This window comes from Methylobacterium sp. 285MFTsu5.1, from assembly GCF_000383455.1.
Taxonomy (GTDB): Bacteria; Pseudomonadota; Alphaproteobacteria; order Rhizobiales; family Beijerinckiaceae; genus Methylobacterium.
The window spans coordinates 81,798-105,054 of record NZ_KB911290.1 but is presented as its reverse complement, the minus strand read 5'-3'; the positions used below and the strand labels follow the sequence as shown (position 1 = coordinate 105,054).

Genomic DNA, 23,257 nt, shown 5'->3' with positions numbered 1-23,257 from the left:
GCCTTCCAGCGGGCGGTCTCCGAGGACAAGGTCAACCTCGTCATCGCCAGCTACATCTCGGAGGTCGTGCTGGCGCTGATGCCCTGGGCGGCCCGGCTCAAGACGCCGATGATCACGCCCGGCGCGGCCTCGAACGAGATCAGCGTCGCGGTCCACAAGGACTACGCGCGCAACAAGTACACCTTCCACGGCTACCTGACCTCGCACGCCCTGGCGCAGGCGGTGTGCGACTCGGCCAAGGAGGTGCTGGTCGAGAAGCTCAAGGCCAAGACCGCCGCGATCATGAGCGAGGACGCGGCCTGGACCCGCCCGCTCGACGCCGCCTACCAGGAATGCCTGCCGAAATCCGGGCTGAAGGTGGTCGAGCACGTCCGCTTCTCCCCGGACACGGGCGACTTCACGCCGATCTACAACAAGATCGAGGCGGCCAAGCCCGACCTGATCGTCACCGGCATCGCCCATGTCGGCGTGCAGCCGACCGTGCAGTGGCAGAACCAGCAGGTGCCGATCGCCATGACGGGGATCAGCGGCCAGGCGACCTCCTCGACCTTCTGGGCCAACACCAACGGCGGCACGCAGGGCGTGCTGTTCGACAGCGTGGCGGTGCCGGGCGTGGCGCTCACCGAGAAGACGATCCCGTTCGCCGAGGCCTTCACCAAGCGCTTCGGCGGCGCGCCGTCCTACGCGGGCTACATGGCGTACGACGCCACGCACTACGCGGCGGAGGCGGTCAAGCGGGCGGGCTCCACGGAGGCCGACAAGCTCGTCGACGCCCTGGAGAAGACCGACTACGTCGGCACCGTCGGGCGCCTGAAATTCTACGGCAAGGACGAGCCGTTCACGCACTCGATCCAGTACGGGCCCGGCCTGATGACCAGCGTCCTCGGGCAGTGGCAGAACGGCAAGCAGGTGGCGATCTGGCCGGCCACCACCGCCAACGGGACCATGATCCTGCCCCCTGCGGTGAAGGCGGCGGGACGGTAACCGGGCGGGGAGAGCGCGATGATCGGCCTCCAGATCCTCGTCGACGGTTTCGCGATCTCGTCCCTCTACGCGCTCGGCGCGATGGGCTTCACCCTGATCTTCGGGGTCTCGGGCGTCCTCAACCTGACCCACGGCGCCCTGATGGTCATGGCCGCGGTGGCGGCCTGGGCGGCCTCGGCGCTGTTCGGGCTCGGCTCCTACGCGGGCGCGGTGATCGGCATCCTGTGCGGGCTCGCGGGCGCGCTGGTCACCTACTTCGCGGTGGTCGCGCCGATCGAGCGCAGCCGGGCCATCCCGCGGGAGGAGAAGGAGATCTTCGTGCTCACGGGGACGCTGCTCTGGGGGATCATGATCCAGGAGCTGGTAGCCTACTTCTTCACCGACAACCCGAAGACCGTGCTGCCGATCGTCGAGGGCGTCTTCGAGATCGCCGGGGTGCGGACGCCGAGGAACCAGGTCTTCACCGCGGTGATCTGCTGGGTGGTGATCGGCCTGCTCTGGCTGTTCGTGAATCGGGCACGGGCCGGCAAGGTCCTGCTCGCCGCCTCCATGAACCCGCGGGGCGTCACGCTGCTCGGCCACGACATGGGCAAGATCTACGTGGCGGTCTGGGCGATCTACGGCCTGCTCGCCGGCACCGCCGGGGTGCTGCTCGGGATGTTCCTCGGGGTGTCGTCGTATTCGGTGGGGCCGCTCACCGCGAGCGCCTTCTCGATCGTGGTGCTGGGGGGCCTCGGGAGCGTCACCGGCTCGCTGATCGCCGCCTACGTGGTGGGCTACCTCGAGACCGCCACCGCCTACCTGATCTCGCCGGCCTACCGGGTGATCCCGGCGCTGCTCCTGCTGGTCGCCGTCATGTACCTGCGCCCGCAAGGTCTGCTGGGGCGGCGGTGATGGTTCTTTTTATACCCCGGGTGTCCAGCCCGCGCCCTCATCCTGAGGTGCGGCGAAGCCGCCTCGAAGGAGCCCTCCAGCCGGCCGCGCGATCTCTGGAGGCCTCCTTCGAGGCCGCTGGCGCGGCACCTCAGGATGAGGGGCGTGGGTGGGAAAGGCCTCTGCGCCGAACGAGCCGGATCGCTGCCGTGTGCGAGGCCACCCCATGAAGCTCCTCACCACCCCCGGCTTCTGGATCGCGATCCTCGCCGTCCTGGCCGCCGCCACCCTGCCCTGGTGGGTCTCCGGCTACATCCTCGGCCTCCTGACCATCGCCTACTATTTCGGCGTGTTCTCCATGGCCTGGGACCTGCTCTTCGGCTTCGCCGGCGAGGTGAATTTCGGACCGACCTTCCTGATCGGCCTCGGGGCCTACGGCGCCGGCATCCTCAACAACCGCTACGAATTGCCGATCCCCTACTGCCTCGCGGCCGGGACCGTGCTCGCCGTGGTCGGCGGCCTCGCCCTGGCGCTGCCGGCGCTGAAGGTCCGCGGTCCCTATTTCGGGCTGATCACCCTGGTGGCGGTCCTGCTCCTGCAGAACATGATCGTGGTCTTCTCCGGCCTCACCGGCGGCGAGATCGGCCTGACCGTGCCGGATGTCATCTCCATCGACGCCGACACCAATTACTGGCTGGCGCTGGGCTTCATGGCGGTCTCGGGCCTGATCCTCACGGCCATCGCCCGCTCGCCCGCGGGGCTGATCCTCCAGGCCGCCGGCCAGGACCCGGTGGTGACCGGGGCGCTCGGCTTCAACGTCGCCAAGCACAAGCTCGCGGCCTTCGCGGTCAGCGCCGCCTTCTCGGGCCTCGCGGGCGGGCTGGTGGTCTTCTACATGGGCACCGCCTCGGTCGGTACGCTGATCAACACGTCGGTGGGCGTGCAGGTGATCATCGCGGCGGTGCTCGGCGGCCGCCGCACCATCGTGGGCGCGGCGCTCGGCGCGGTGTTCCTGATCGCGGCGGGCGAGCTGCTGCGGCCGCTCGGCGGCCTCTCGACCTTCGTGGTCTCGGCGGTGGCGCTCCTCGTGATCCTGTTCGTGCCCTCGGGGCTGCTCGGCCTCGGATCGCTCCGGAGAGCCCGATGACCGTCGCCGTCGCGCCTCCGCCGGCCGTGTCGCCCGTCCTGGCCGAGCCCTGCCTCACCGTGCGCGGCCTGACCAAGCGCTACGGCGGCCTCGTCGCCGTCAAGAACATCGACCTCGACCTGCGCCCGGGCGAGATCCTCGGGCTGATCGGCCCCAACGGCTCGGGCAAGTCCACCGTGATGAAGCTGATCATGGGGCTGGAGCGGCCGAGCGCCGGCTCGATCCGCCTCGACGGCACGGAGATCGGCGGCATGCCGGCCCACCGGGTGGCGCGCTCCGGGATCGGCCTCGTGTTCCAGCACGCGCGGCCGCTCCAGCGGCAGACCGTGCTGGAGAATATCAGCCTCGCGCTCCTGCCCGACAGCCTGATCCGGCTGGCGGCCGACCCCCACGTGGCGCGGCGCGCGAGGGAGATCGCCGAGCGCGTCGGCCTCGGCGCGGTCGTCGACCGGCGCCCCGGCACCCTGCCCTTCGCGGATCTCCGCCGGCTGGAGCTCGCCAAGGCCATCGCCCGCGACCCCCGGGTGGTGCTGGTCGACGAGCCCTTCGCGGGCCTGACCGGCGGCGAGGTCGCGGCCTTCTCCGAGCTAATCCGCGGCTTCCGCGACGAGGGCAAGGCCGTGCTCCTCGTCGACCACAACGTGAAGAGCGTCGCGGCCATCGTCGACCGGGTCTTCGCCATGTATCTCGGCGAGCGCATCGCCGAGGGCTCGGCCGAGTCGGTGATGGCCGACCCGACCGTGCGCCGGGTCTATCTCGGCGGCAGCATCGAGACGGCGGCCCGGCCCGAGGCGGCGTTCAAGCCCGACTCGCTGCTCACCGTCGAGGGCGTCGACGTGCTCTACGGCAAGGCGCAGGCCCTGCGCGCCGCCTCGATCCACGTCCACGAGGGCGAGTTCGTCTCGGTGGTCGGCCTGAACGGCGCCGGCAAGACCACGCTGTTCAACGCCATCTCGGGCCTCGTGCCGCACACGGGCACGATCCGGTTCGACGGCCGGGACCTCTCCCGGATGAAGCCCGCCGCCATCGCCCGGGCCGGCATCGTCCAGGTGCCCGAGACCCGGGAGCTGTTCGGCGATCTCAGCGTGCGCGAGAATCTCGACCTCGGCGGCCAGCATTTCCCGAAGGCCGAGAGCGCCAGGCAGCGCGACTGGCTCTACGAGCTGTTCCCGATCCTCAAGGACCGCGAGGCGCAGAGCGCCCGCACCCTGTCGGGCGGCGAGCAGCAGATGCTGACCATCGCCCGGGCGCTGATGATGCGCCCCCGCCTCCTGATCCTCGACGAGCCGACGCTCGGCCTCGCCCCGGTGATCCTGGAGCTGCTGTCGAAGGCGCTGGAGAAGCTGCGGCAGACCACGCCGATCACGGTCCTGCTCGGCGAGCAGAACGTCACCTTCGCGCTCCCGCACGCCGACCGGGTCTACGTGCTGGAGCAGGCGCGGATCGTCTGGGAGGGACCGCCGCAGCGTTTCGCCAGCGAGATGGGATCGGCCTATCTGTGAGCGGCGGCGTGATGTGGGTCGATCGAGCGCCACGTTCGATTCGGGTCGGAGCGCGGGTCCCCTCTCCCGTGCGGGAGAGGGACAGGGTGAGGGATCAGGTCTGTCCAGAGAGGGCTCGACCTGACTGCGCGACAAGGGCGGGCTCGATCCTGTGGCTTCTCGTCCCTCACCCCAACCCTCTCCCGCACGGGAGAGGGGGCGCGTCGCGCCGTGGGTGAAGGCAATGGGAAGGCGGGCAGCCCGCGCACGCAAGCTCGGTGCGCTCGCCCGGCAGAGAAACCCTAGGGAGCGGACACCGTGGACTTCACCCTCTCCCAGTCCCAGACCCACTGGCTGACCCGCGTCCGCGCCTTCATCGCCGACGCGATCCTGCCGGCCGCCGCCGCGGTGTCGGCCGAGCGCGCCGCGAGCCGCGAACCCTCTCCCACGATGGAGCGGCTGAAGGAGAGGGCCCGGGCCGAGGGCCTGTGGAACCTGTTCCTGCCGCCCTCCGCCGAGCACGACACCGACGCCTATCGCGGCGCCGGCCTGACCAACCTCGACTACGCGCTGTGCGCCGAAGAGATGGGCCGGGTCGGGATCGCCTCGGAGGTGTTCAACTGCGCGGCGCCCGACACCGGCAACATGGAGGTGCTGCACCGCTACGGCACCGCGGCCCAGAAGGACCGGTGGCTGAAGCCCCTGATGGCGGGTGAGATCCGCTCGGCCTTCCTGATGACCGAGCCGGAGGTCGCCTCCTCGGACGCCACCAACATCAGCACGTCGATCCGCCGCGACGGCGACCACTACGTCGTCGACGGCCGCAAATGGTGGTCGACCGGCGTCGGCGACCCGCGCTGCAAGATCGCGATCCTGATGGGCAAGACCGACCCGGAGGCCCCCCGCCACCGGCAGCAATCGCAGATCCTCGTTCCCATGGACACGCCCGGGGTCCGGGTGGAGCGCCTGCTCCCGGTCTTCGGCTACGAGGACGCGCCCAAGGGCCACGGCGAGGTGGTGTTGGAAAACGTCCGCGTCCCGGCCGGGAACCTGATCCTCGGCGAGGGGCGCGGCTTCGAGATCGCGCAAGGTAGGCTCGGGCCAGGCCGCATCCACCACTGCATGCGCACCATCGGGGCGGCCGAGGTGGCGCTGGAGGCCATGGCGCGGCGGCTCGTGTCCCGGGTCGCCTTCGGCAAGCGGATCAGCGAGCAGTCGGTCTGGGAGCAGCGGGTCGCCGAGGCGCGGATCGACATCGAGATGACCCGCCTCCTCTGCCTGAAGGCCGCCGACATGATGGACAAGGTCGGCAACAAGGGCGCCAAGCTCGAGATCGCCATGATCAAGGTCGCGGCGCCGCGGGTGGCGCTCAAGGTGATCGACGACGCCATCCAGGCCCATGGCGGGGCCGGCGTCTCGGAGGATTTCGGGCTCGCGAAAATGTACGCCCATATCCGCACCCTGCGGCTCGCCGACGGGCCCGACGAGGTCCACAACCGGTCGATCGCCCGGCTGGAATTCGGGCGCTACACCAACAGAAGCGAGGCGGAGCGCGCATGAGCGACGCCGACATCTTCTCCGGCGTGAAGCCGATCGAGCCGCGCCACCGGATCGACGAGGCGCGGCTCGCCGCCTGGATGGAAGCGCATGTGCGCGGCTACGCCGGACCGCTCACCGTGCAGCAGTTCCGCGGTGGCCAGTCGAACCCGACCTACCGGCTCGACACGCCGGGCCAGGCCTACGTGGTGCGGCGCAAGCCCTTCGGCCCGCTCCTGCCCTCGGCCCACGCGGTGGAGCGCGAGTTCCGGGTGATCGGCGCCCTCTACGGCGAGGGGTTCCCGGTGCCGCGCCCCTTCGCGCTGTGCGAGGATCCCGACATCATCGGCGCGGCCTTCTACGTGATGGAGACGGTGGACGGCGCCGTGCACTGGGACGGGGCGTTGCCCGGCCTCGATCCCCACGCCCGCCACCGGCACTATGCCGGCATGATCGCGACGCTCGCCCGGCTCCACGCCATCGACCCGGAGGCTGCGGGGCTCTCCGATTACGGCCGGCCCGGCAACTACTTCGCCCGGCAGGTCGACCGCTGGACCCGCCAGTACCGCGCCGCCGAGGACGGGCGCCTGGAGGATGTCGAGCGGCTGATCGCGTGGCTGCCCCGGACGGTGCCGGAGCAGCAGGGCGCCTGCGTGGTCCACGGCGACTATCGCCTCGACAACCTGATCTTCTCCCGCGACGGCGGCGTCAGCGCGGTGCTCGACTGGGAGCTGTCGACGCTCGGCGATCCGCTGGCCGATTTCAGCTACCTGCTGATGCAGTGGGAATTGCCCGCCGACGGGCGCAGCGGGCTCGGCGGCCTCGACCTGACGGCTCTGGGCATCCCCACCCGTGACGAGGCGGTGGCGCTCTACTGCCGGGCTGCGAACCGGAAAAACCTGCCCGACCTCGACTGGTACTTCGCCTACAACCTGTTCCGGCTGGTCGGCATCCTCCAGGGCGTGGCGGCCCGCGCCAAGGCCGGCAATGCCGCGAGCGAGCACGCCGCCGCCATGGCGGCGCGCGTGCCGAAGCTCGCCGAAGCGGCCTGGCGCTTCGCCGAGCGGGCGGGGGCCTGAAGATGGAGCTGTCCGGCCGCGTCGTCGCCGTCACCGGGGCCGCGAGGGGCATCGGCCGGGCGCTCGCGGTCGCGGCCAGGGCCCGGGGCGCGACGGTCGTGGCCCTCGACCGGGACGGGGAAGGGGCGGAGGCCGTGGCGGCGGAACTCGGCGGACGGGCCTTCGCGCTCGACGTCGGCGACGCCGAGGCGGTCAGTGCGGTCCTGGCGCGCATCGAGGCCGAGACCGGGTCGATCGCGCTCTACTGTTCCAACGCGGGCATCCTGGAGCGCGACCCCGATCCGGATCTGGCCACCTCCGCCGACCCGGAGAGCTGGGCGCGCGCCTTCGCGGTGAACGTGATGGGTCACGTCCACGCCGCGCGGGTGCTGGTCCCGCTCTGGCGCGCCCGCGGCGGCGGCGCGTTCCTCGGAACGGTCTCGGCGGCCGGGCTCTTGGGCCAGATCGGCAGCGCCACCTACGGGGCGACCAAGCACGCGGCGCTCGCCTTCCTGGAGCATCTCGCGATCGCCCATGCCGAGGACGGGATCCGGGTCGCGGCCCTGTGCCCGCAGGGCGTCGACACCGCCATGCTGGGGGAAGCCAGCGCCGCGTCGCGCGACGGCGTGCTGGCGCCGGAGGCCGTGGCCGAGGCCGCGTTCGACGGGCTGGCGGCGGGGCGCTTCCTGATCCTACCGCATCCGCAGGTGGCCGAGTACGCCCGCCGCCGGGCCGAGGACCCCGAGCGCTGGCTCACCGGCATGGCGCGACTGCGCCGCTCGATGCGGGTGGGGGCGTGAGGATGGGCGGCGTCCGGCGACAGCGTCCGCGGCCGGATGCGGCGCGGGTGCCCTCTCCCGCATGGGAGAGGGGGCGCGTCGCGACCTTCCTATCCTGTGGAACGAGGATCGAAGCCGTTCGCCGCTTCATCCAGCGCGGAGCCGTGCCATGTCGCTGTTCGATCTGACCGGCAAGACCGCCCTCATCACCGGCTCGTCGCGGGGCATCGGACGGGCGATCGCCCTGCGGATGGCCGAGCACGGCGCCCGGGTGGTGATCTCGTCGCGCAAGCGCGAGGCCTGCGAGGCGGTCGTGGCCGAGATCGAGGCCGCGCACGGCGCCGGCCGCGCCGTGGCGATTCCGGCCAGCATCTCGGTGAAGGAGGAGCTGGAAACTCTGGTCGCCGAGACCGAGAGCCGGCTCGGCCCGGTCGACGTGCTGGTCTGCAACGCCGCCAGCAATCCCTATTACGGGCCGCTCGCCGACATCTCCGACGCGCAGTTCCGAAAAATCCTCGAGAACAACGTCCTGTCGAACCACTGGCTGATCCAGATGGTCGCCCCCGGCATGGTGGCGCGGCGGGACGGCGCGATCGTGATCGTCTCCTCGATCGGGGCGCTCAAGGGCTCGCCGGTGATCGGCGCCTACAACGTCTCGAAGGCCGCCGACCTCCAGCTCGCCCGCAACTACGCGGTGGAGTACGGGCCCGCCAACGTGCGGGTGAACTGCCTCTGCCCGGGGCTGATCCGCACCGACTTCGCCCGGGCGCTGTGGGAGGATCCCGAGATGCTGGCCGCCACCACGGACGCCGCGCCCCTGCGCCGGATCGGCGAGCCCGACGAGATCGCCGGCGCGGCCGTGTTCCTGGCCTCGGCGGCCGGCCGGTTCGTGACCGGCCAGGCGCTCGTGATCGACGGCGGCGTGACCATCGCCCGATGAACCCCGATCCCCGCATCCCCGCCGGCTGGCCGGCCCTGCCCTTCCGCGAGGCCGAGGTGCGGCTCACCGCCTCAGGTGGGCCCTTCGCCATCGCCACGGTGCCGATCCGGGGTGTGCCGACCCGGATCTGGGAGAAGGCACCGCCGACGCTGGGCGACCTGTTCCGGATCGCGCGCGGCCACGGGGACAAGACCTTCGTGGTCTACCAGGACGAGCGCGTGACCTTCACGGGCTTCGCCCGCGCCGCCTCCGCCCTGGCGCGGGCTCTGGTCGAGGCCGGCGTGCGCAAGGGCGACCGGGTCGCCATCGCGCAGCGCAACCTGCCCGAATGGCCGGTGAGCTATTTCGGCGCGCTGCTCGCCGGCGCCATCGCCACGCCGCTCAACGCGTGGTGGACCGGGCCCGAACTCGCCTACGGCCTGCAGCATTCGGGGGCGCGGGTGCTGATCGCCGACGGCGAGCGCTTCGACCGGATCGCCCCGCACCTGCGCGAATACCCGGCCCTGGAGCGGGTCCTCACCACCCGGACCGCGCCGGACCCCCGGGCGACGCCGCTCACCGACATCGTCGGCCGGGTCCACGACTGGGGCGCCCTCCCCGACCTGCCCACGCCGGACGTCGCCCTCGACCCGGAGGACGACGCGACCCTGTTCTACACCTCCGGCACCACCGGCAAGCCGAAGGGCGCGGTCGGCACCCACCGGGCGGCCGCTACCACGGTGATGGCCTACCCCTACTCGGCGGCGCGCAGCGCCCTGCGCCGGGGCGAGGCGCCGCCGAAGCCCGACCCGGCCGCGCCGCAGCGGGCGGCGCTGCTGGTAATCCCGCTGTTCCACGTCACCGGCTGCCACGCGAGCCTGGGGGCGGCCCTCTACGGCGGCCACCGGCTGGTGATGATGCACCGCTGGGACGCCGCCGCGGCCCTCGACCTGATCGAGCGGGAGGGCTGCACCAGCGCGGGCGGCGTGCCGACCATCGCGTGGCAGCTCGCCAGCGCGGCCCGGGAGGCCGGCCGGCCGCTGCCGACCCTCGAGGGCGTCACCTACGGCGGCGCCCCGGCCGCCGGCGACCTCGTGCGGGCGCTGGGCGAGGCCCTGCCGCGGGTCGTCCCGGGCACCGGCTGGGGCATGACCGAGACCTCGGCGACCTTCACCCACCACCAGGGCGAGGATTACCTCGCCCACCCGGAATCCTGCGGACCGCCCCTGCCGGTCTGCGAGGTGCGGATCCTCGATCCCCTCGGGCAGGATCTGCCGCCGGGCAGCGTCGGCGAGCTGTGCGTGAAGGGCCCGAACGTGGTCCGCGGCTACTGGGACGACCCGGCCGCCACCGCGGAGGTCCTCTCCGAGGGCTGGCTGCGCACCGGCGACCTCGCCCGCGCCGACGAGGAGGGCTTCCTGACCATCGTCGACCGGATCAAGGACATGCTGATCCGCGGCGGCGAGAACATCTACTGCTGCGAGGTCGAGAACGCCCTCTACGCGCACCCGGACGTGATCGACGCCGTGGTGCTGCCGGTGCCCCACCCGACGCTGGGCGAGGAGCCGGGCGCCATCGTGGTGCTGGCCGAGGGCGCCGAGACCGACCCGGAGGCGATCCGCGCCTTCGCGGCCGAGCGGCTCGCGGCGTTCAAGGTGCCGGTGCGGATCGAGATCTGGGACGGGCTCCTGCCCCGCAATCCCGCCGGGAAGATCCTGCGGGCGCCCCTGCGGGCGGTGTTCGCGGCGGGCTCAGCTCAGAACGGCTCGCCCTCGTCGTCCGGGCGATAGACCCGCAGGGTCCGGCCGTCGGGGAACTGCACCGTCCGGCGGTGGACCACGACGTAGCCGGCGGCCTGGGCGCTGCTCAGGCGGTCGAGGCGGTCGTCGGTGTAGCCCTGGGTGTAGCCCTGGGCGTAACCCGGCTCGTAGCCGTAGCCCGGCCCGTAATTGTAGGCCCGGTAGCGGGCGTAGCCCTCCGGGGGCGGCGGCGCGGCGGCGACGGCCTGCGGGGCGGCCCGGACGGACCGGACCGGTGCCGCGGCGACGCGGGACCGGCGCGGCGCGGCGGCGATCCGCTTGGGCGCCACCGCCGCGCGGGCGGCCTTCCGCTCCGGCGCGCGCCGTACCGCCACGGCCTTCCGCCGGGCGGTGGCCGGCCGGGTCTCGGTCGCGGCGGCCGGCGTCCCGGTTGGAGTCGCGGCGGACGGCGCCGGCGGGGCGGCCTTCGTGTCCGTGGCCGGCGCCTTCGGGGACCCGGCCTTGTGGGCCGGCGGATCCGTCCATGTCGTGGCGACGGATTCGGCGGAGGCGCCGCCGATCCCGAGGACCAGCATGAGGGCGGCGAGGCTCGTTCGCGCACCGTGCGGCATGGCGCCCTCCTGTCATCGCGGGGTTTCGGACAGATCCGCGGAGCAGCGCGACAATAGATCGAACCGCTGCGCAGGGGAATCGCGTCGCTGCATTTCCACCAGGATCGCCGAAACACGTTTAATACGGATGACGCTCGGCGCCGGACGCGGCCGGGCCGTCCGACGACCGGTCGCGGGGTACGGCGCGCGACGTGCCCCGCGACGTGCCCCGCGCCATCCCCCGCGACGTGCCCCGCGACGAGAGCCCGCGGAACCCGCGGCGCCGCGCGCGGTTGCCCCGCCATGTCCGCCCCTGCCGATGCGTCCTCCGGCCCCCCGCCCGGCCTGCGGGTGAGCGTCGATCTCAACCTGTGCCAGGCCTATGCCCAGTGCTGCTACGCGGCGCCGCGGCACTTCCGCATCGAGGGGCACGAGGCCCTGTTCTACGATCCCGCCCCCGCCGCGCGGGACCGGGACGACATCGAGCGGGCGCGCGTCGCCTGCCCGGTCCAGGCGATCCGGGTCGAGGATCCGGAGCGGGGCGCCTGATGGCGCGCGATTCCGAGCGCGTCCTGATCGTCGGCGCCGGCCTCGCGGCCCTGCGCGGGGCCGAGGCCCTGCGCGAAGCGGGCTTCTCCGGCGCGCTGACGATCGTCGGCGACGAGCCGCACCGGCCCTACGACCGGCCGCCGCTCTCGAAGCACGTCCTCACCGGCGCGATCCCCGCGGAGGCCACGACCCTGCCGGGGGTCGGCGCCCTCGCGGCGGAGTGGCAGCTCGGCAGCGCGGCGCGGCGCCTCGACCGGCAGGCGCGCACGGTCGGCCTCGCGGACGGGCGGATCCTCCCCTACGACCGCCTGCTCATCGCCACCGGCACCCGCGCCCGGCCCTGGGCGAACCCGCACGAGGGCCGCCTCGCCGGCGTCTTCACCCTGCGCGGGCGGGACGACGCCGCCGCCCTGCGGCGGGCGCTGGCCGCCGGCCCCAACCACGTGCTGGTGATCGGCGCCGGCTTCATCGGCTGCGAGGTCGCGAGCCTGTGCCGGCAGCTCGACTTGCCGGTCACCCTGGTCGAGCCCGGCCCGACGCCGCTGGCCCGCATCCTCGGCAGCACCGTCGGGGCGTTCATTGGCGCGATCCACGAGGGCCACGGGGTCGCGCTGCGCTGCGGCCGCGAGGTCGAGTGGCTGGAGGGTCGGGACGGCCGGCTGGTGCGCGCCCACTTGGTCGACGGCAGCAGCCTCGCGGCCGACGTCGCCGTCATCGCCCTGGGGGCCGTGCGCAACACCGAGTGGCTCGACGGGTCCGGCCTGTCGGCGGATCCGGGCGGGGTCGATTGCGACGCGCGCGGCCACGTCCTCGATACCGAGGGCCGGCCCGACCCGCACATCGCCGCCGCCGGCGACGTGGCGCGCTTTCCCCACCCCCTCTACGACGGCCGGCGCGTCGCCCTGGAGCACTGGAGCCACGCGGTGGCGCAGGGCGTCCATGCCGGCCGTCTGCTCGCCGGCGCGGAGCCTGAAGTCCCTTACGGCGCCCTGCCGACCTTCTGGTCGACGCAGGGCGACCTCGTGGTGAAATCCGTCGGCCTGACCGAGGGCGCCGACGCGGTGGCGATCACACAGGGCGATCCGGCTGCCGGCCGCTTCGTCGCCACCTACGGCCGCGACGGGCGCTGCATCGCGGCGGTCGCGGTGGATTCCGCCCGCTGGCTGCCGGCCCATGCCGAGCTCGTGGAGGCTCGCGCGCCGTTCCCGCCCGAGGACGCCGCGACCGACCGGCCGAAGCGCGTCACGGTCCACGAGCCGGGCTTTCCGTAACGCGTCGGGAAACGGAACCGGCCCATCGGGCGAAGCCTTTGTCGTTGCAGCATCTTTCCCGAGGGCCGGTGGCCGCCATCCGGGTCGATGCGTGAAGGAGACCGCATGCCCGACGCCACCCTCCTCGACCAAGTCAAGGACTTCGCCAACCGGCCGAACCCCTACCCGGTCTACGCGAAGCTGCGGGAGAATCCCGTCTCGCGCCAGGACGACGGCACCGAGGCGGGCACCTGGGTGGCGGCGACCCACGGCACCATCGCGCGCCTGCTGCAGGACCCGCGGGTCAGCTCCGAGACCCTGCCCCCGGCCGACCGGCCGCGCACCGGCAATCCCCTCACCGACCTGATCGTCAAGCCGCTCAAGGACTGGATGATGGACCGGCACCGGGTCTTCATCTTCCGCGACCCGCCGGACCACGACGCCCTGCGCTCGGCGGTGATGCACCAGTTCTCCCGCGAGCGCGTCCAGGCGATGCGCGCCCGCTCCGACCGGCTGGTGGCCGACCTGCTCAACGAGAAGTGCGGTGCCCGGGAGATCGACGCAGTCGACGACCTCGCCTACCCGCTGCCCGTGACGGTGATCTGCGAGCTGTTCGGCGTGCCCCGAGAGGACGAGCCGAAATTCCACGGCTGGGCGACGCAGCTCGCCACCGCGCTGGAGCCCGACAGCCTGTCCGACCCCGAGATCCGCGCCGCGAACAGCCGGACCTTCGACGCGATCGGCGGCTACATGGGCGACCTGATCAGGGAGAAGCGCAGGCACCCGCAGGACGACATGCTGTCGGGCCTCGCCAACCACGCCACCCCGGCCGGCGTGAAGATGGGCGATTACGACCTGATCGCCACCTCGATCCTGATGCTGGTCGCCGGGCACGAGACCACCGTGAACCTGATCACCAACGGCCTGCTGACCCTGCTGCGGCATCCGGACGAGCTGGAGCGCCTGCGTCAGGACCCGCTCCGGGCCCCGCGGCTGATCGAGGAACTGCTCCGCTACGAGCCGCCGGTGCAGTTCCGGACGCGGCGGACGCTGTCGCCCATCGACATCGCCGGGGTCACGATCCCCGAGGGGGCCGATCTCGTGCTGCTGCTGGCCTCCGGCAACCGCGACGCGGCCGTCTTCCCCGATCCCGATCGGTTCGACCCGGACCGCAGCGGGATCCGCCATCTCGGCTTCGGCGGCGGCCTGCACTACTGCGTGGGCGCGCCGCTGGCCCGGTTCGAGGCCGAGGCGGCGCTCACCGCCCTCGCCCGCCGGCTGAAGGCGCCGCGCCTGGTCGAGGACCCGCCACCCTACCGGCCGGGCGCCGCCCTGCGCGGCCCGGAGCACCTGCGGGTGGCGATCGACGGGATCGCCTGAGCCGCGGGCGGACCGGACGGCCAACCCGAGCATCGATGAGACCGCCGACGCGACGAAGACGAAAGTCCGTCGCCGTAAAGTTGTTTGCCTCGCTAAAGTCGCGATCGTCCGGCCTGGTTACGCTGGAGACGGAACCGGCGGGTTGAGACGATGGCTCAGGGGTTTGCGCGCGCTGCATCGCTGGCGCGCACGGTGGGGACCACGGTGCGCAACCTCGCCCTCGGGCGCGACGACGTCCCGCCCCTCGCGCCCCACCTGCCGCCCGCGCCGTCCCACACGGTCGACGCCGACATTCCGGTCGATATCGGCTGCATCAAGGTGTTCCGGGCCGAGAGCTTCCCGGAATCCGGGCCGAGCCCCTGGCTCGATCAGCCCGACGCCCTCGACATCGTCGCGCGCCGCGTCGCGCGCCGGGAGATCACGCCCCGGCAGGCCGAGATCTGCCGGTCCTGGGTGGAGCACGGCTACTACGTCCTGCGCGGCGCGATCGATCCCGACACGATCGACGAGGTCTGGGCCGCCTACGAGGCCGCGATCGCCGGCGGCGACCTGACCCTCGCCCCCGAGAAGGCGGCGCCGGACGATCCCCATCCGGGCCGCTACCTCAACCCGCACCTGAAGGTCGAGGCGATCGACCGGCTGCTGAAGCACCCCGTGCTGATGAACTTCAGCAGCATGGTGCTGGGCCGCCCCGCGATCCCGTTCCAGACCATCGCGTCCCACAAGGGCAGCCAGCAATCCGAGCACTCGGACTCGATCCACATGACGACCTACCCGCTCGGCTACCTGGCCGCCTGCTGGGTCGCCATGGAGGACATCCACGCGGATGCGGGGCCGCTGGTCTACTATCCCGGCACCCACCGCCTGCCGTACCTGTTCAGCCACGACGTCGGCATCACCACGGACGAGTTCCGCGAGCGCGGCTACGGTGCCTATTCCGAGCGCTACGAACCGGCGATCAAGCAGGAGATCCGGGAGCACGGGGCGACGCCGGCCTACTTCACGGCGCGCAAGGGCGACGTGCTGTTCTGGCACGCGAACCTGCTGCACGGCGGTTCCGCGCGGGCCGACATGCAGCGCTCCCGCAAGGCCCTGGTGCACCACTACTTCGCGGAAGGCTGCATCTGCTACCACGACCTCTCGGCGACGACGTCGGCGGTGCACGGCCCCGTCGAGAGCCTGCCGACCTGCGGCGCGTCGAGCCCCGACATCGCGGTGCGCGAGCGGATCAGCCTGTAAGGGCGGGGTCGCCGGGCGGTCCGGCGACCCCGCCCTCAGGCGGCCTTCACGGCGGCCAGGAAGGTCGTGACCTCCTGGCCGAGGCTCGTCGAGTAGCGGGCCAGCTCCTGCGCGGCGCTGAGCACCTGGTCGGAGGCCGCGCCGGTCTCGCGGGCCGCCTGCCGGACGTCGGCGATGTCGGTGCTCACCGCCTGGGTGCCCTGCGCCGCCTGGGTGACGTTGCGGACGATCTCGCTCGTCGCCGCGCCCTGCTCCTCCATGGCGGCGGCCACGCTGAGCGCCACCGTGCGCATCTCGTCGATCGTGCCGCCGATCGTCCGCATCGACTCGACCGCCTGGCGGGTCTCGTTCTGGATGGCGGCGATCTGCGTCGCGATGGTCTCGGTCGCCCGGGCCGTCTGCGAGGCCAGCGCCTTCACCTCGCCCGCCACCACGGCGAAGCCCTTGCCGGCCTCGCCGGCGCGCGCGGCCTCGATGGTGGCGTTGAGGGCCAGCAGGTTGGTCTGCCCGGCGATCCCGGCGATCAGGCCCATCACCTCGCTGATCTGGTCCGTGCCGCGGGCGAGCACCTGCATCAGGGCGTTGGTCTGGGCCACGTCCGTGCCGGCCCGGTCGGCCATCGCGGAAGACTGGGCGACGCGGGACGCGATCTCGTTGATCGAGGCGGCCATCTCCTCGCTGGCCGCCGCCACGGTCTGCACGTTGCTGGAGGTCTGCTCGGAGGTCGCGGCGACGCGCACCGACTGGTCGGTGGTCCGCGCGGCGGTGCGCGTCATCTCCCGGGCCGTGGCCTCCATCTCCACCGCTGCCGCCGACAGGCCCTGCGTCAGCGCGCTGACCTGCGCGTCGAACCGGGCGGTGACCGTGTCGAGCATCTGGGCGCGGCGCATCTTCGCGTCGTTCTCCGCGACGGCGGCCGCGTCGGCGGCGCGCTTGGCGATCAGGGCGTCCTTGAACACCTGGACGGCGCGCGCCATGGCGCCGACCTCGTCGCCGCGGCGCTGGTCGGCGACCGTCACCGCGAGGTCGCCGTCCGCTAGGCCGCGCATCGCCGCGGTCAGGCGGGTGATCGGGCGCGACAGGCCGTTGCCGACGAGCAGGAGCAGCGCCAGGATCGGCAGGGCGAGGCCGGCGGACCAGAGGCCGATGGTGATCGCGCGGTCGCGCACGGCCGCGTGGACGTCGTCCCGGTACAGGCCGGTGGCGACGATCCAGCCCCACGGCTTGAACATCTGCACGCTCGCGACCTTCTCCACCGGCACGGACCCGCCGGGGCGCGGCTTCATGTAGTCGACGAAGCCGGAGCCGTCGCGCTTGGCGGTCTCGACCATCTCGGCGAAGTAGCGCTTGCCGCCGGGGACGTCGGTCTGGTCCACCACCTGCTTGCCGACGTTCTTGGCGTTGAAGGCGTTGGCGATCAGGTGGCCCCGGTCGTCGAGGACGAAGAAGTAGTCCTCGCTGCCGAAGCGCAGGGCGGTGATCGCCGCGAGCGCGGCCTTCTGCGCGTCGGCGACGGGCATCTGGCCTGTCCGGGCCTGCGCCTCGTAGTGGACGAGCAGGCTCTGCGCGACCTCGGTCAGGCGCTTGGTCATCAGCGCGCGGTCCTCGAGCGCCGAGCCGCGCATGTCGAGGAAGCTCAGGGCGCTGAGGGCGCCGATGGCCAGGAGCACCAGGGCCATCACGGCCGCGAGCTTGTGGCGAAGCCGGAGATCGGCGAGGCGCTGCCACGGCGCGGCACGGTCGGCGGGCGGGCGGCTGGTCTGCGTGGGGGTCATCCGAGCACCGGAACAGGGAGCCTGCGGCCGGCGGGGACTCGCCGTGGGCGCCGTACGGGCTCAACCTCGTGCATTCGGGTTAGTAAATCGCAAAGACCTGCGGCCGTTCGCCGGCAGTCAGTGGGTGAATATCGATGTCAAGTCATTGAATGCGATACAGTCTACAGCTTTACATGGATCAATATCGGGATCGGGCCGGGGCTTTTGAGGGCCCGCAGCTAGGCGCTCACGCTGTAGTGGATCGGCTTGAAGCTGCCGTTGTTCGACTGCAGGGCCGAGCAGGCGGTGAGCCCGATGATCAGGTCGGTCTCGGCCACGAACACGATCCGGTCCCCCGCCCGGCTGAGGGGCGGCGCCACGGTGAGCGCCCCGGTCGCGCCGTCGATCGGCACGTTCATGAAGCAGTTGAACGCCACCGGGATCGCGTCCGGCGCGATGCCGTAGGGTGCGAGCGCCGCCGCGAGGTTGCCGAAGCAGCCGCGATGCGGGTTCGCGTCGCCGTAGATGATGCGGAACGTGTCGGCCGAGCACGGCGTCAGCAGGAAATCGTGCCGGCCGACCGTATCCTCGAGGATCCGCAGCAGGATCTTCGAGCGGTTCGAGTAGAGCGGGTCGCCGGTGGTGAGGTAGATCCGGCTGGCGTAGTCGAGGGTCCGGCCCGACGAGATCACCTCTCCCGTATCGTGGCGGTTGAAGGCGAGGAGGTCGGCCACCTGCTCCCCGCACGGGTCGATCACCGTGAGGCGCTGGCCCCGGTCGAGCGTGAAGGCGACGCCGGAGCGCGGCGCGATCGTCTGCACGTCGGCCTGGCACAGGGTGGGTTGGCACATGGGGGTGGCTCGCTCCGTACTGGGGACCGGATCCGACCGGCTCAGGCGCCGCTGCCCGGCAGCCCGCAATCGAAGGGCAGGGCCGGCGGGTTCCAGTCCCGGGCCTCCGGGGCCGGCGCCGGTCGGCCCTTCATCGGGCAGCGCCAGTCCGCGTCGACCGCGCGGCCGCTGTACTGGCGCGCCTCCGAGGCCTCGCCGTGGCGCGCCAGCATCGGGTTCACGCTGCCAGCGAGGGCCTCGTCGCGCTCCAGGATCGCGGCGCGCAGCTTCTCGTAGCGTCCCTCCGCCCGCAACCGCTCGAACTGCGCGTGCAGGTTGAAGACCAGGACCGGCGACGAGAAGCGCCGCGCCGGCCGGCTCGCCTGCGGGTGCAGCCCGACGACGAAGAACGCCTCGCCGCCGAAGCTCAGGGAGAAGTGCGGGTTGTCGGGATCCTCGGCCACGCGGGCATCGTGGGGCTGGCCGAGCCAGGCGTCCTTGTCGGTCAGGGATTGCGCGCGCGCCCAGAGGTTGTGCTCGAACGCCTCCTCCGAGAGGTCGCCCGGCCCCTCGAACACGACCGCGAAGCTCTGGAACAGGTCGGGCTGCGCCCGGTACTGCGCCACGAAGGCGAGCAGCGCCGGGTAGATCCGCATGTCGTCCCAGCCCGAGGTGATGTCCCGGGCCACCACGATCCGCATCCGCCCGCGGGACAGGGCCGACTTGGCGCCCACGCAGGGGAAGGGCGGGTTCCGGATGAAGTCGCGGAAGGCCTCGGCACGGGGGTGCTCTCGGTCGTCGCGGGGGAGATGCATGCAGGGCCTGCCCGGTCTCTGCGCGGCCGGCCTCCACGCGAGGCGGCCGCTGTTCGGGACTCCGGGAACACCACCGCGAGGCCACTGTTCCGTCCTGCGACAGGTCGTCCGGGGGATAAGGTGAATCCGGTCGCGTGTGATCAAGATCTGTGCGGATGGACAGCCAATATTCCGTGGATCAGCGCCAGCGAATAAACATAGGTTAAGGCCGGAAAGACTCCTGGTGCCGGCGGTGTGCCGGCGCTGTGCTGCCACGCGCGGCCTCTGCACTGGGTCGTCCCAGCGCGCGAGCGGCTCATCCCCGGCCGGCCCGCCGCGCCCGGTGCCGCGTCGCCGCCGCGGCCCCGAAGGCCTCGAACAGCGTGCGGTTGATCGGGTTGGTCGCCGGATCGTGCTCGGCGTGCCACTGGACGCCCAGCGCGAAGCCCGCCGCGTCGCGGACGCGGATCGCCTCGACCGTGTCATCCTCGGCGAGGCCCTCGATCACGATCCGGCCGCCCGGCTCCAGGATGCCCTGGCCGTGCAGGGAGTTCACCCGGATCGTCTCGCGCTCCAGGAGGCGGGCGAAGGCGCCCCCGGGCGTCAGCCGGACCTCGTGACGGTCGGCGAAGATCAATTCCAGGTCCGGGTGGATCTCGCCGTTCGCGAGGCGCGGCATGCGGTGGTTGAGCCGGCCCGGCAGATCGCGGATCTCCGGGTGCAGGCTGCCCCCGAAGGCGACGTTCATCTCCTGGAAGCCGCGGCAGATGCCGAACAGCGGCACGCCCCCCGCCACGCAGGCCTCGATCAGGGGCAGCGCCACGGCGTCGCGATCCTCGTCGTAGGGCTCGTGCGCCGCGCAGGGCTCGGTGTTGAAGCGCGCCGGATGGACGTTGGCGCGGCCCCCCGTGAGCAGGACGCCGTCCACGGTGTCGAGGAGGTCCCCGAGGTCGGTGATCGTCGGGACGGCGGCGAACATCAGCGGCAGGGCGCCGGCCACCGCGGCGACCGCCCGCATGTTGTTCTCGCCGACGATCTGCGCCGGGAAGCGGCTGTCGATCAGGCGCGCGTTGCCGATGACGCCGATCACGGGTCTCGCCATCGTTCCGGCCGCTCCTCGATCCTGCCCTGCCCGCCGCGGCAGGCTCTACGACCCACGCAAGGCCGGCGCCAGTCCCGTCCGGCTCACGGCGGCGACAGAACGCCCGCGTCCGAAGCCTCGGCGCGGAGGACCTCGGCCACGCGCTCCGGCGCCTCCTCGTGGGCGAGGTGGCCCAGCCCCCGGATCAGGCGGACGCGGGCGTCGGGCATGCGGTCGCGCAGGGCGAAGGCGGTGTCCGGCAGGATGGCCTTGTCGTCGCCGCCGACGATCAGCAGGGTCCGGGTGGCGAGGCCGGGCAGCGCCCGGTGCAGCCCGGCGAGATCCCAGTTCGCCATCATGCCCAGCGCCCCGCGGACATGGCCGGCCCGGGCGAAGAGCCGCCGGTAGAGGTCGACCCCCTCCGGGTCGAGGCGCGAGCCGGTCCCCTCGATCAGGCGCTTGGCCGCGGACCGGTCCGCCGTCCAGGCGAAGATCCGGGGGGTGAAGGGGTTGAGGAACAGGAGGCGCGCCATGCTGGGGAACAGCAGGTTCGCCGCCCCCGGCAGCGGCGCGAGAGCGCCGTTGAACGCCGCCAGCAGCCGGGGCGCGATGGTGCCGTCGAGGCACATCCGCGCGAGGACGGCGGCGCCGGCCGAGTGGCCCGCCGCCAGGACCGGCGGCCGGCCGAGCGCCGCAACGAGGCCCGCCACGGCCCGGGCCATGCCGGGCAGCGACAGGTCGGCGTCGGGCAGCGGGTCCGTGAAGCCGTGGCCCGGCAGGTCCGGGGCGATCACGGAGAAGTCGCGCGCGAGGAGCGGCGCCAGCCCGCGCCACGAATGCGTGGCCGCCCCGGTCCCGTGCAGGAGCAGCAGCATCGGGGCGTCCGGAGGCCCGTATTCCTGGACGTGCCAGCGGAGGCCGGCCGCCTCCACGAAGCGGCTGGCCTCCCGATGGGGCCAGTCCCGGCCCTCCACGGCCCAGTCGGGCCGGTCCGCGTCGAAGCCGGTCAGCATGCGCGCGTATCCTGCACTGCGGCATGGCCGGACGATCCAGGGGCGACGGCGGCGCTATCGTTCATGGCCGGAAGTATTTCGTAACACTGAACAATCCTATGCGGCGGCCGCATGCCACCGGTGAGCGGAGACCGATTGCTGCGCTGCAACAGCAACGGCATATCTCGGGCGAGCAAGAACAAGACGCGTCCACCAACTCCGGAGAAGGTCATGATCCTCTTCACCTCCTCGACCCAGAACATCGCCGCTCCGGTCTCCGGCGGCTGGAGCCTCAAGGCCATCGTCCGCGAGATGCTGAGCTCCTGGCTCGCCCACCACCAGCGCCTCGCCGACAGCGGCATCGGCGGCGACCTCTGACACCCTGTCGCGGGGGTGACGGGTGCGGCGCTCAGAGCGCCGCCCGCACCGCCGCGCTGAGCTGACCGGCCTCGGCCCGGGGTAGCTTCAGGTAGCGGGCGCCCATCGCGTCCGCCACAGAACGGGCCTCGTCGCCCCGCGTGCCGGTATCGACCACGAGGGCCGGCAGCCCGGCCGCACGCAGGGCTCGGGCCGCCTGCAGCGCCTCCGCGCCCGCCCGGGCCCGTCCCCCCTCCCCCGACCGCGCGACGTTGGCGCGCCCGTCGGTCAGCAGCACGATTGCCGGCCGGCTGCCGCCGCGGCGCACGCCCAGCGCCACCGCGACCGCGGCGTCGATCCCCGCCGCGAGCGGCGTCCCGCCTCCGCCCGGCAGTCCCGAGAGCCCGCGCTTGGCCCGGGTGAGCGACCGGGTCGGCGGCAGAACGAGATCCGCGCCGGTGCCGCGGAACGCCACCAGCGCCACCCGGTCCCGCCGGACATAGGCCTCCGCCAGCAGCAGCTCGACCGCGCCCTTGGCCTCCGCCAGCCGCTCCAGGGCGGCCGAGCCCGAGGCGTCCACGCAGAACACCGTGGTGGTCTCGGTCCGCTGCTTGAGGATCCGGATCCGCAGATCGTCCCGCCGCACCACGATGCGGCGCGTCTCTCCTTCTACTCTGCGGACGGCCTGCCAGGGCGCCGCCGCCCGCAGAGTGGCGAGCAGGTCGAGCCGTCCCCGCCGCGGGTCGCCCCGCCGGCTGCCCACGGGGCGGCCGGTGCGGGCCGAGGCCGCCTGCCCGACCCGGCCGGCCTTCGCGGCCGGGAGACGCTGCGCGCCCGCCAGAAGCTGGTCGAGGAGGTTCGGCGGGATCGCGGCGCGCACCGCCTCCAGCACGACGTCGTCGGGCGCCTCTGCGGCCGGACCCGACGCCTCCTCCGCGTCGTTCGGCTCGGGCGGCTCCGCCGGCGCCTCCGCGGTCTCGGGGGCGGGCTGCTCCGGTGCGGGCAGGCGCGTCGCCCGCGGCGCCAGGACGAGGCGCCCGGCCGCCACGATCGCCCCCTGGCCGATCGGCCCGTCTCCCGCGAGGGCGCGCGCCACGCGCGCCGCCAGGATCGGGCCGCGCAGCGACGCGATCCCGAAGGCCTCGGCCAGGGCGCAGAGGCTCCCGACCGGGTCGGGCTCCGGCGCGCCCGGGGCGGGTTCCGGCTCGGCCGCCGCGGCGTCCGCGAGGCCGAGCCCGCTCAGGTCCAGCCGGAAGGCGAGGCGATCGGCCAGCGCCTCGGCGACCGTCTCGTCCGCCACGCCCTCGTCGAGGAGGATCAGGCCGAACCGGGCGCCGCGGTCCGAGACCGTGCCGGTGTCGAGGGCGGCGGCGAGCCGCGACGCGGTGCCCGGAGGCAGACGCTCGGCCATGGGGACGACGACGATCCCGCCATCGGCCTCCGCCAGCAGGCCGGCCCGCGCGACGGGGCGGCCCGCCGCCAGGGTCGCGGCGAGATCCAGGCCGCCGAGCAGGCCGTCGTCGCCGATGCCGGGCGGCAGGCGCCGCCAGGGCGTTCCCGGGGGCAGCGCCGCCCGCACGCTGTCGAGCCAGCGCTCGCGCACGGGCCCGGCGGGGGCCCGCAGCACCGCGCCGCCGAGCCCGTGCGGGTTCGCGGCGAGAAGCCGGGCGGCCAGGCGGGCATCGGCCCAGGCGCAGGTCGGTGTCCCTCCCTGCTCTGCGGGACGGCGATGTTCAGGCATCGGCTCGAGCGGGGCGCGACAGGGCCCCGCTCCCGAGCGGGTGCCGAGGGTCAGACACGTCCATCGGACCCCGACGCGGGCGACGGAGCGCGACCGGCCCCCTCTCCCGGGCGGGAGAGGGTCGGGGTGCGGGATGCGGAGTTCCAGGACTGAGCAGACGCGC

Annotated in this window: 21 protein-coding genes; 14 read left to right on the top strand and 7 right to left on the bottom strand. The window is 73.0% G+C overall.

Features of this window, described 5'->3' with window-relative positions:
- The 9 genes from H288_RS32800 to H288_RS0124770 form a co-directional block, all read left to right on the top strand.
- Positions 1-984 (top strand): ABC transporter substrate-binding protein (locus tag H288_RS32800; RefSeq protein WP_020095282.1); only part of this gene is annotated, 984 nt, incomplete at its 5' end.
- 18 nt (positions 985-1,002) lie between these two features.
- The gene (locus H288_RS0124805) at positions 1,003-1,878 is read left to right on the top strand and encodes a branched-chain amino acid ABC transporter permease (protein WP_020095281.1); all 876 of its coding nucleotides are present in this window, start codon (positions 1,003-1,005) and stop codon (positions 1,876-1,878) included.
- A gap of 205 nt (positions 1,879-2,083) precedes the next feature.
- Positions 2,084-3,004 carry a branched-chain amino acid ABC transporter permease gene (locus tag H288_RS0124800; RefSeq protein ID WP_020095280.1) on the top strand — a complete coding sequence of 307 codons (921 nt, stop codon included), beginning with the start codon at positions 2,084-2,086 and terminating at the stop codon, positions 3,002-3,004.
- Positions 3,001-4,506 (top strand): ATP-binding cassette domain-containing protein, encoded by a 1,506-nt coding sequence (locus H288_RS0124795; protein ID WP_020095279.1) that lies wholly within the window; start codon positions 3,001-3,003, stop codon positions 4,504-4,506. Before H288_RS0124800 ends, H288_RS0124795 begins: the two co-directional genes overlap by 4 nt.
- Positions 4,507-4,803: 297 nt before the next feature.
- Positions 4,804-6,045 carry an acyl-CoA dehydrogenase family protein gene (locus H288_RS0124790; RefSeq protein ID WP_020095278.1) on the top strand — a complete coding sequence of 414 codons (1,242 nt, stop codon included), beginning with the start codon at positions 4,804-4,806 and terminating at the stop codon, positions 6,043-6,045.
- On the top strand, positions 6,042-7,100 hold the full coding sequence (locus H288_RS0124785) for a phosphotransferase family protein (RefSeq protein ID WP_020095277.1): 1,059 nt from the start codon (positions 6,042-6,044) through the stop codon (positions 7,098-7,100). Before H288_RS0124790 ends, H288_RS0124785 begins: the two co-directional genes overlap by 4 nt.
- 2 nt (positions 7,101-7,102) lie before the next feature.
- On the top strand, positions 7,103-7,879 hold the full coding sequence (locus tag H288_RS0124780) for an SDR family NAD(P)-dependent oxidoreductase (RefSeq protein ID WP_020095276.1): 777 nt from the start codon (positions 7,103-7,105) through the stop codon (positions 7,877-7,879).
- Positions 7,880-8,027: 148 nt separating this feature from the next.
- Positions 8,028-8,798, top strand: a complete 771-nt coding sequence (locus tag H288_RS0124775; RefSeq protein ID WP_020095275.1) for an SDR family oxidoreductase — start codon at positions 8,028-8,030, stop codon at positions 8,796-8,798.
- Entirely contained in the window at positions 8,795-10,567 is a 1,773-nt protein-coding gene (locus H288_RS0124770; protein WP_020095274.1) for a class I adenylate-forming enzyme family protein, read from the top strand. Before H288_RS0124775 ends, H288_RS0124770 begins: the two co-directional genes overlap by 4 nt.
- Here the strand turns inward: H288_RS0124770 and H288_RS0124765 are convergent.
- Positions 10,534-11,148, bottom strand: coding sequence for a hypothetical protein (locus H288_RS0124765; protein WP_026605263.1), 615 nt, complete (start codon positions 11,146-11,148; stop codon positions 10,534-10,536). The two genes, H288_RS0124770 and H288_RS0124765, sit on opposite strands and share 34 nt — an antisense overlap.
- Before the next feature lie 282 nt (positions 11,149-11,430).
- Here H288_RS0124765 and H288_RS0124760 point away from each other — a divergent pair, with 282 nt between their 5' ends.
- From H288_RS0124760 to H288_RS0124745, 4 genes are all read left to right on the top strand, one after another.
- Positions 11,431-11,676: a ferredoxin gene (locus H288_RS0124760; protein WP_020095273.1), complete on the top strand. Its 246-nt coding sequence runs from the start codon at positions 11,431-11,433 to the stop codon at positions 11,674-11,676.
- Complete coding sequence (locus H288_RS0124755) at positions 11,676-12,947, top strand: FAD-dependent oxidoreductase (protein WP_020095272.1); 1,272 nt, start codon at positions 11,676-11,678, stop codon at positions 12,945-12,947. The genes H288_RS0124760 and H288_RS0124755 overlap by 1 nt, the downstream gene beginning before the upstream one ends.
- Before the next feature lie 105 nt (positions 12,948-13,052).
- Positions 13,053-14,306 (top strand): cytochrome P450, encoded by a 1,254-nt coding sequence (locus H288_RS0124750; protein WP_020095271.1) that lies wholly within the window; start codon positions 13,053-13,055, stop codon positions 14,304-14,306.
- Positions 14,307-14,456: 150 nt separating this feature from the next.
- A complete protein-coding gene (locus tag H288_RS0124745) occupies positions 14,457-15,545 on the top strand; it encodes a phytanoyl-CoA dioxygenase family protein (RefSeq protein ID WP_043713080.1) in 1,089 nt (362 codons plus the stop codon).
- A 35-nt stretch (positions 15,546-15,580) separates the two neighbouring features.
- Here the strand turns inward: H288_RS0124745 and H288_RS0124740 are convergent, their stop codons facing one another.
- From H288_RS0124740 to bchO, 5 genes are all read right to left on the bottom strand, one after another.
- Complete coding sequence (locus tag H288_RS0124740; protein ID WP_020095269.1) at positions 15,581-17,320, bottom strand: cache domain-containing protein; 1,740 nt, start codon at positions 17,318-17,320, stop codon at positions 15,581-15,583.
- Between the two features lie 218 nt (positions 17,321-17,538).
- A complete protein-coding gene (locus H288_RS0124735) occupies positions 17,539-18,150 on the bottom strand; it encodes an urea carboxylase-associated family protein (RefSeq protein WP_020095268.1) in 612 nt (203 codons plus the stop codon).
- 41 nt (positions 18,151-18,191) lie between these two features.
- Positions 18,192-18,944, bottom strand: coding sequence for a guanitoxin biosynthesis heme-dependent pre-guanitoxin N-hydroxylase GntA (gene gntA, locus H288_RS0124730; protein WP_020095267.1), 753 nt, complete (start codon positions 18,942-18,944; stop codon positions 18,192-18,194).
- Between the two features lie 295 nt (positions 18,945-19,239).
- Positions 19,240-20,025 carry a gamma-glutamyl-gamma-aminobutyrate hydrolase family protein gene (locus H288_RS0124725; RefSeq protein WP_026605260.1) on the bottom strand — a complete coding sequence of 262 codons (786 nt, stop codon included), beginning with the start codon at positions 20,023-20,025 and terminating at the stop codon, positions 19,240-19,242.
- Between the two features lie 83 nt (positions 20,026-20,108).
- Complete coding sequence (gene bchO / locus H288_RS0124720) at positions 20,109-21,017, bottom strand: alpha/beta fold hydrolase BchO (protein ID WP_020095265.1); 909 nt, start codon at positions 21,015-21,017, stop codon at positions 20,109-20,111.
- A gap of 210 nt (positions 21,018-21,227) precedes the next feature.
- On the opposite strand from bchO, the gene H288_RS35745 reads away from it, so the two are divergent.
- A complete protein-coding gene (locus tag H288_RS35745; RefSeq protein ID WP_020095264.1) occupies positions 21,228-21,374 on the top strand; it encodes a hypothetical protein in 147 nt (48 codons plus the stop codon).
- Positions 21,375-21,405: 31 nt separating this feature from the next.
- Here H288_RS35745 and H288_RS0124710 read toward each other — a convergent pair whose 3' ends face one another.
- Entirely contained in the window at positions 21,406-23,094 is a 1,689-nt protein-coding gene (locus H288_RS0124710) for a magnesium chelatase subunit D (RefSeq protein ID WP_051123777.1), read from the bottom strand.
- Positions 23,095-23,257 lie beyond the last annotated feature (163 nt).

Excerpts from the sequence above, each read along its gene's own strand:
- H288_RS0124805 (WP_020095281.1), top strand. The coding sequence starts at position 1,003 with ATGATCGGCCTCCAGATCCTCGTCGACGGTTTCGCGATCTCGTCCCTC.
- H288_RS0124800 (WP_020095280.1), top strand. The coding sequence starts at position 2,084 with ATGAAGCTCCTCACCACCCCCGGCTTCTGGATCGCGATCCTCGCCGTC.
- H288_RS0124795 (WP_020095279.1), top strand. The coding sequence starts at position 3,001 with ATGACCGTCGCCGTCGCGCCTCCGCCGGCCGTGTCGCCCGTCCTGGCC.
- H288_RS0124785 (WP_020095277.1), top strand. The coding sequence starts at position 6,042 with ATGAGCGACGCCGACATCTTCTCCGGCGTGAAGCCGATCGAGCCGCGC.
- H288_RS0124780 (WP_020095276.1), top strand. The coding sequence starts at position 7,103 with ATGGAGCTGTCCGGCCGCGTCGTCGCCGTCACCGGGGCCGCGAGGGGC.
- H288_RS0124775 (WP_020095275.1), top strand. The coding sequence starts at position 8,028 with ATGTCGCTGTTCGATCTGACCGGCAAGACCGCCCTCATCACCGGCTCG.
- H288_RS0124770 (WP_020095274.1), top strand. The coding sequence starts at position 8,795 with ATGAACCCCGATCCCCGCATCCCCGCCGGCTGGCCGGCCCTGCCCTTC.
- H288_RS0124765 (WP_026605263.1), bottom strand. The coding sequence starts at position 11,148 with ATGCCGCACGGTGCGCGAACGAGCCTCGCCGCCCTCATGCTGGTCCTC.
- H288_RS0124760 (WP_020095273.1), top strand. The coding sequence starts at position 11,431 with ATGTCCGCCCCTGCCGATGCGTCCTCCGGCCCCCCGCCCGGCCTGCGG.
- H288_RS0124755 (WP_020095272.1), top strand. The coding sequence starts at position 11,676 with ATGGCGCGCGATTCCGAGCGCGTCCTGATCGTCGGCGCCGGCCTCGCG.
- H288_RS0124750 (WP_020095271.1), top strand. The coding sequence starts at position 13,053 with ATGCCCGACGCCACCCTCCTCGACCAAGTCAAGGACTTCGCCAACCGG.
- H288_RS0124745 (WP_043713080.1), top strand. The coding sequence starts at position 14,457 with ATGGCTCAGGGGTTTGCGCGCGCTGCATCGCTGGCGCGCACGGTGGGG.
- H288_RS0124740 (WP_020095269.1), bottom strand. The coding sequence starts at position 17,320 with ATGACCCCCACGCAGACCAGCCGCCCGCCCGCCGACCGTGCCGCGCCG.
- H288_RS0124735 (WP_020095268.1), bottom strand. The coding sequence starts at position 18,150 with ATGTGCCAACCCACCCTGTGCCAGGCCGACGTGCAGACGATCGCGCCG.
- gntA (WP_020095267.1), bottom strand. The coding sequence starts at position 18,944 with ATGCATCTCCCCCGCGACGACCGAGAGCACCCCCGTGCCGAGGCCTTC.
- H288_RS0124725 (WP_026605260.1), bottom strand. The coding sequence starts at position 20,025 with ATGGCGAGACCCGTGATCGGCGTCATCGGCAACGCGCGCCTGATCGAC.
- bchO (WP_020095265.1), bottom strand. The coding sequence starts at position 21,017 with ATGCTGACCGGCTTCGACGCGGACCGGCCCGACTGGGCCGTGGAGGGC.
- H288_RS35745 (WP_020095264.1), top strand. The coding sequence starts at position 21,228 with ATGATCCTCTTCACCTCCTCGACCCAGAACATCGCCGCTCCGGTCTCC.
- H288_RS0124710 (WP_051123777.1), bottom strand. The coding sequence starts at position 23,094 with ATGCCTGAACATCGCCGTCCCGCAGAGCAGGGAGGGACACCGACCTGC.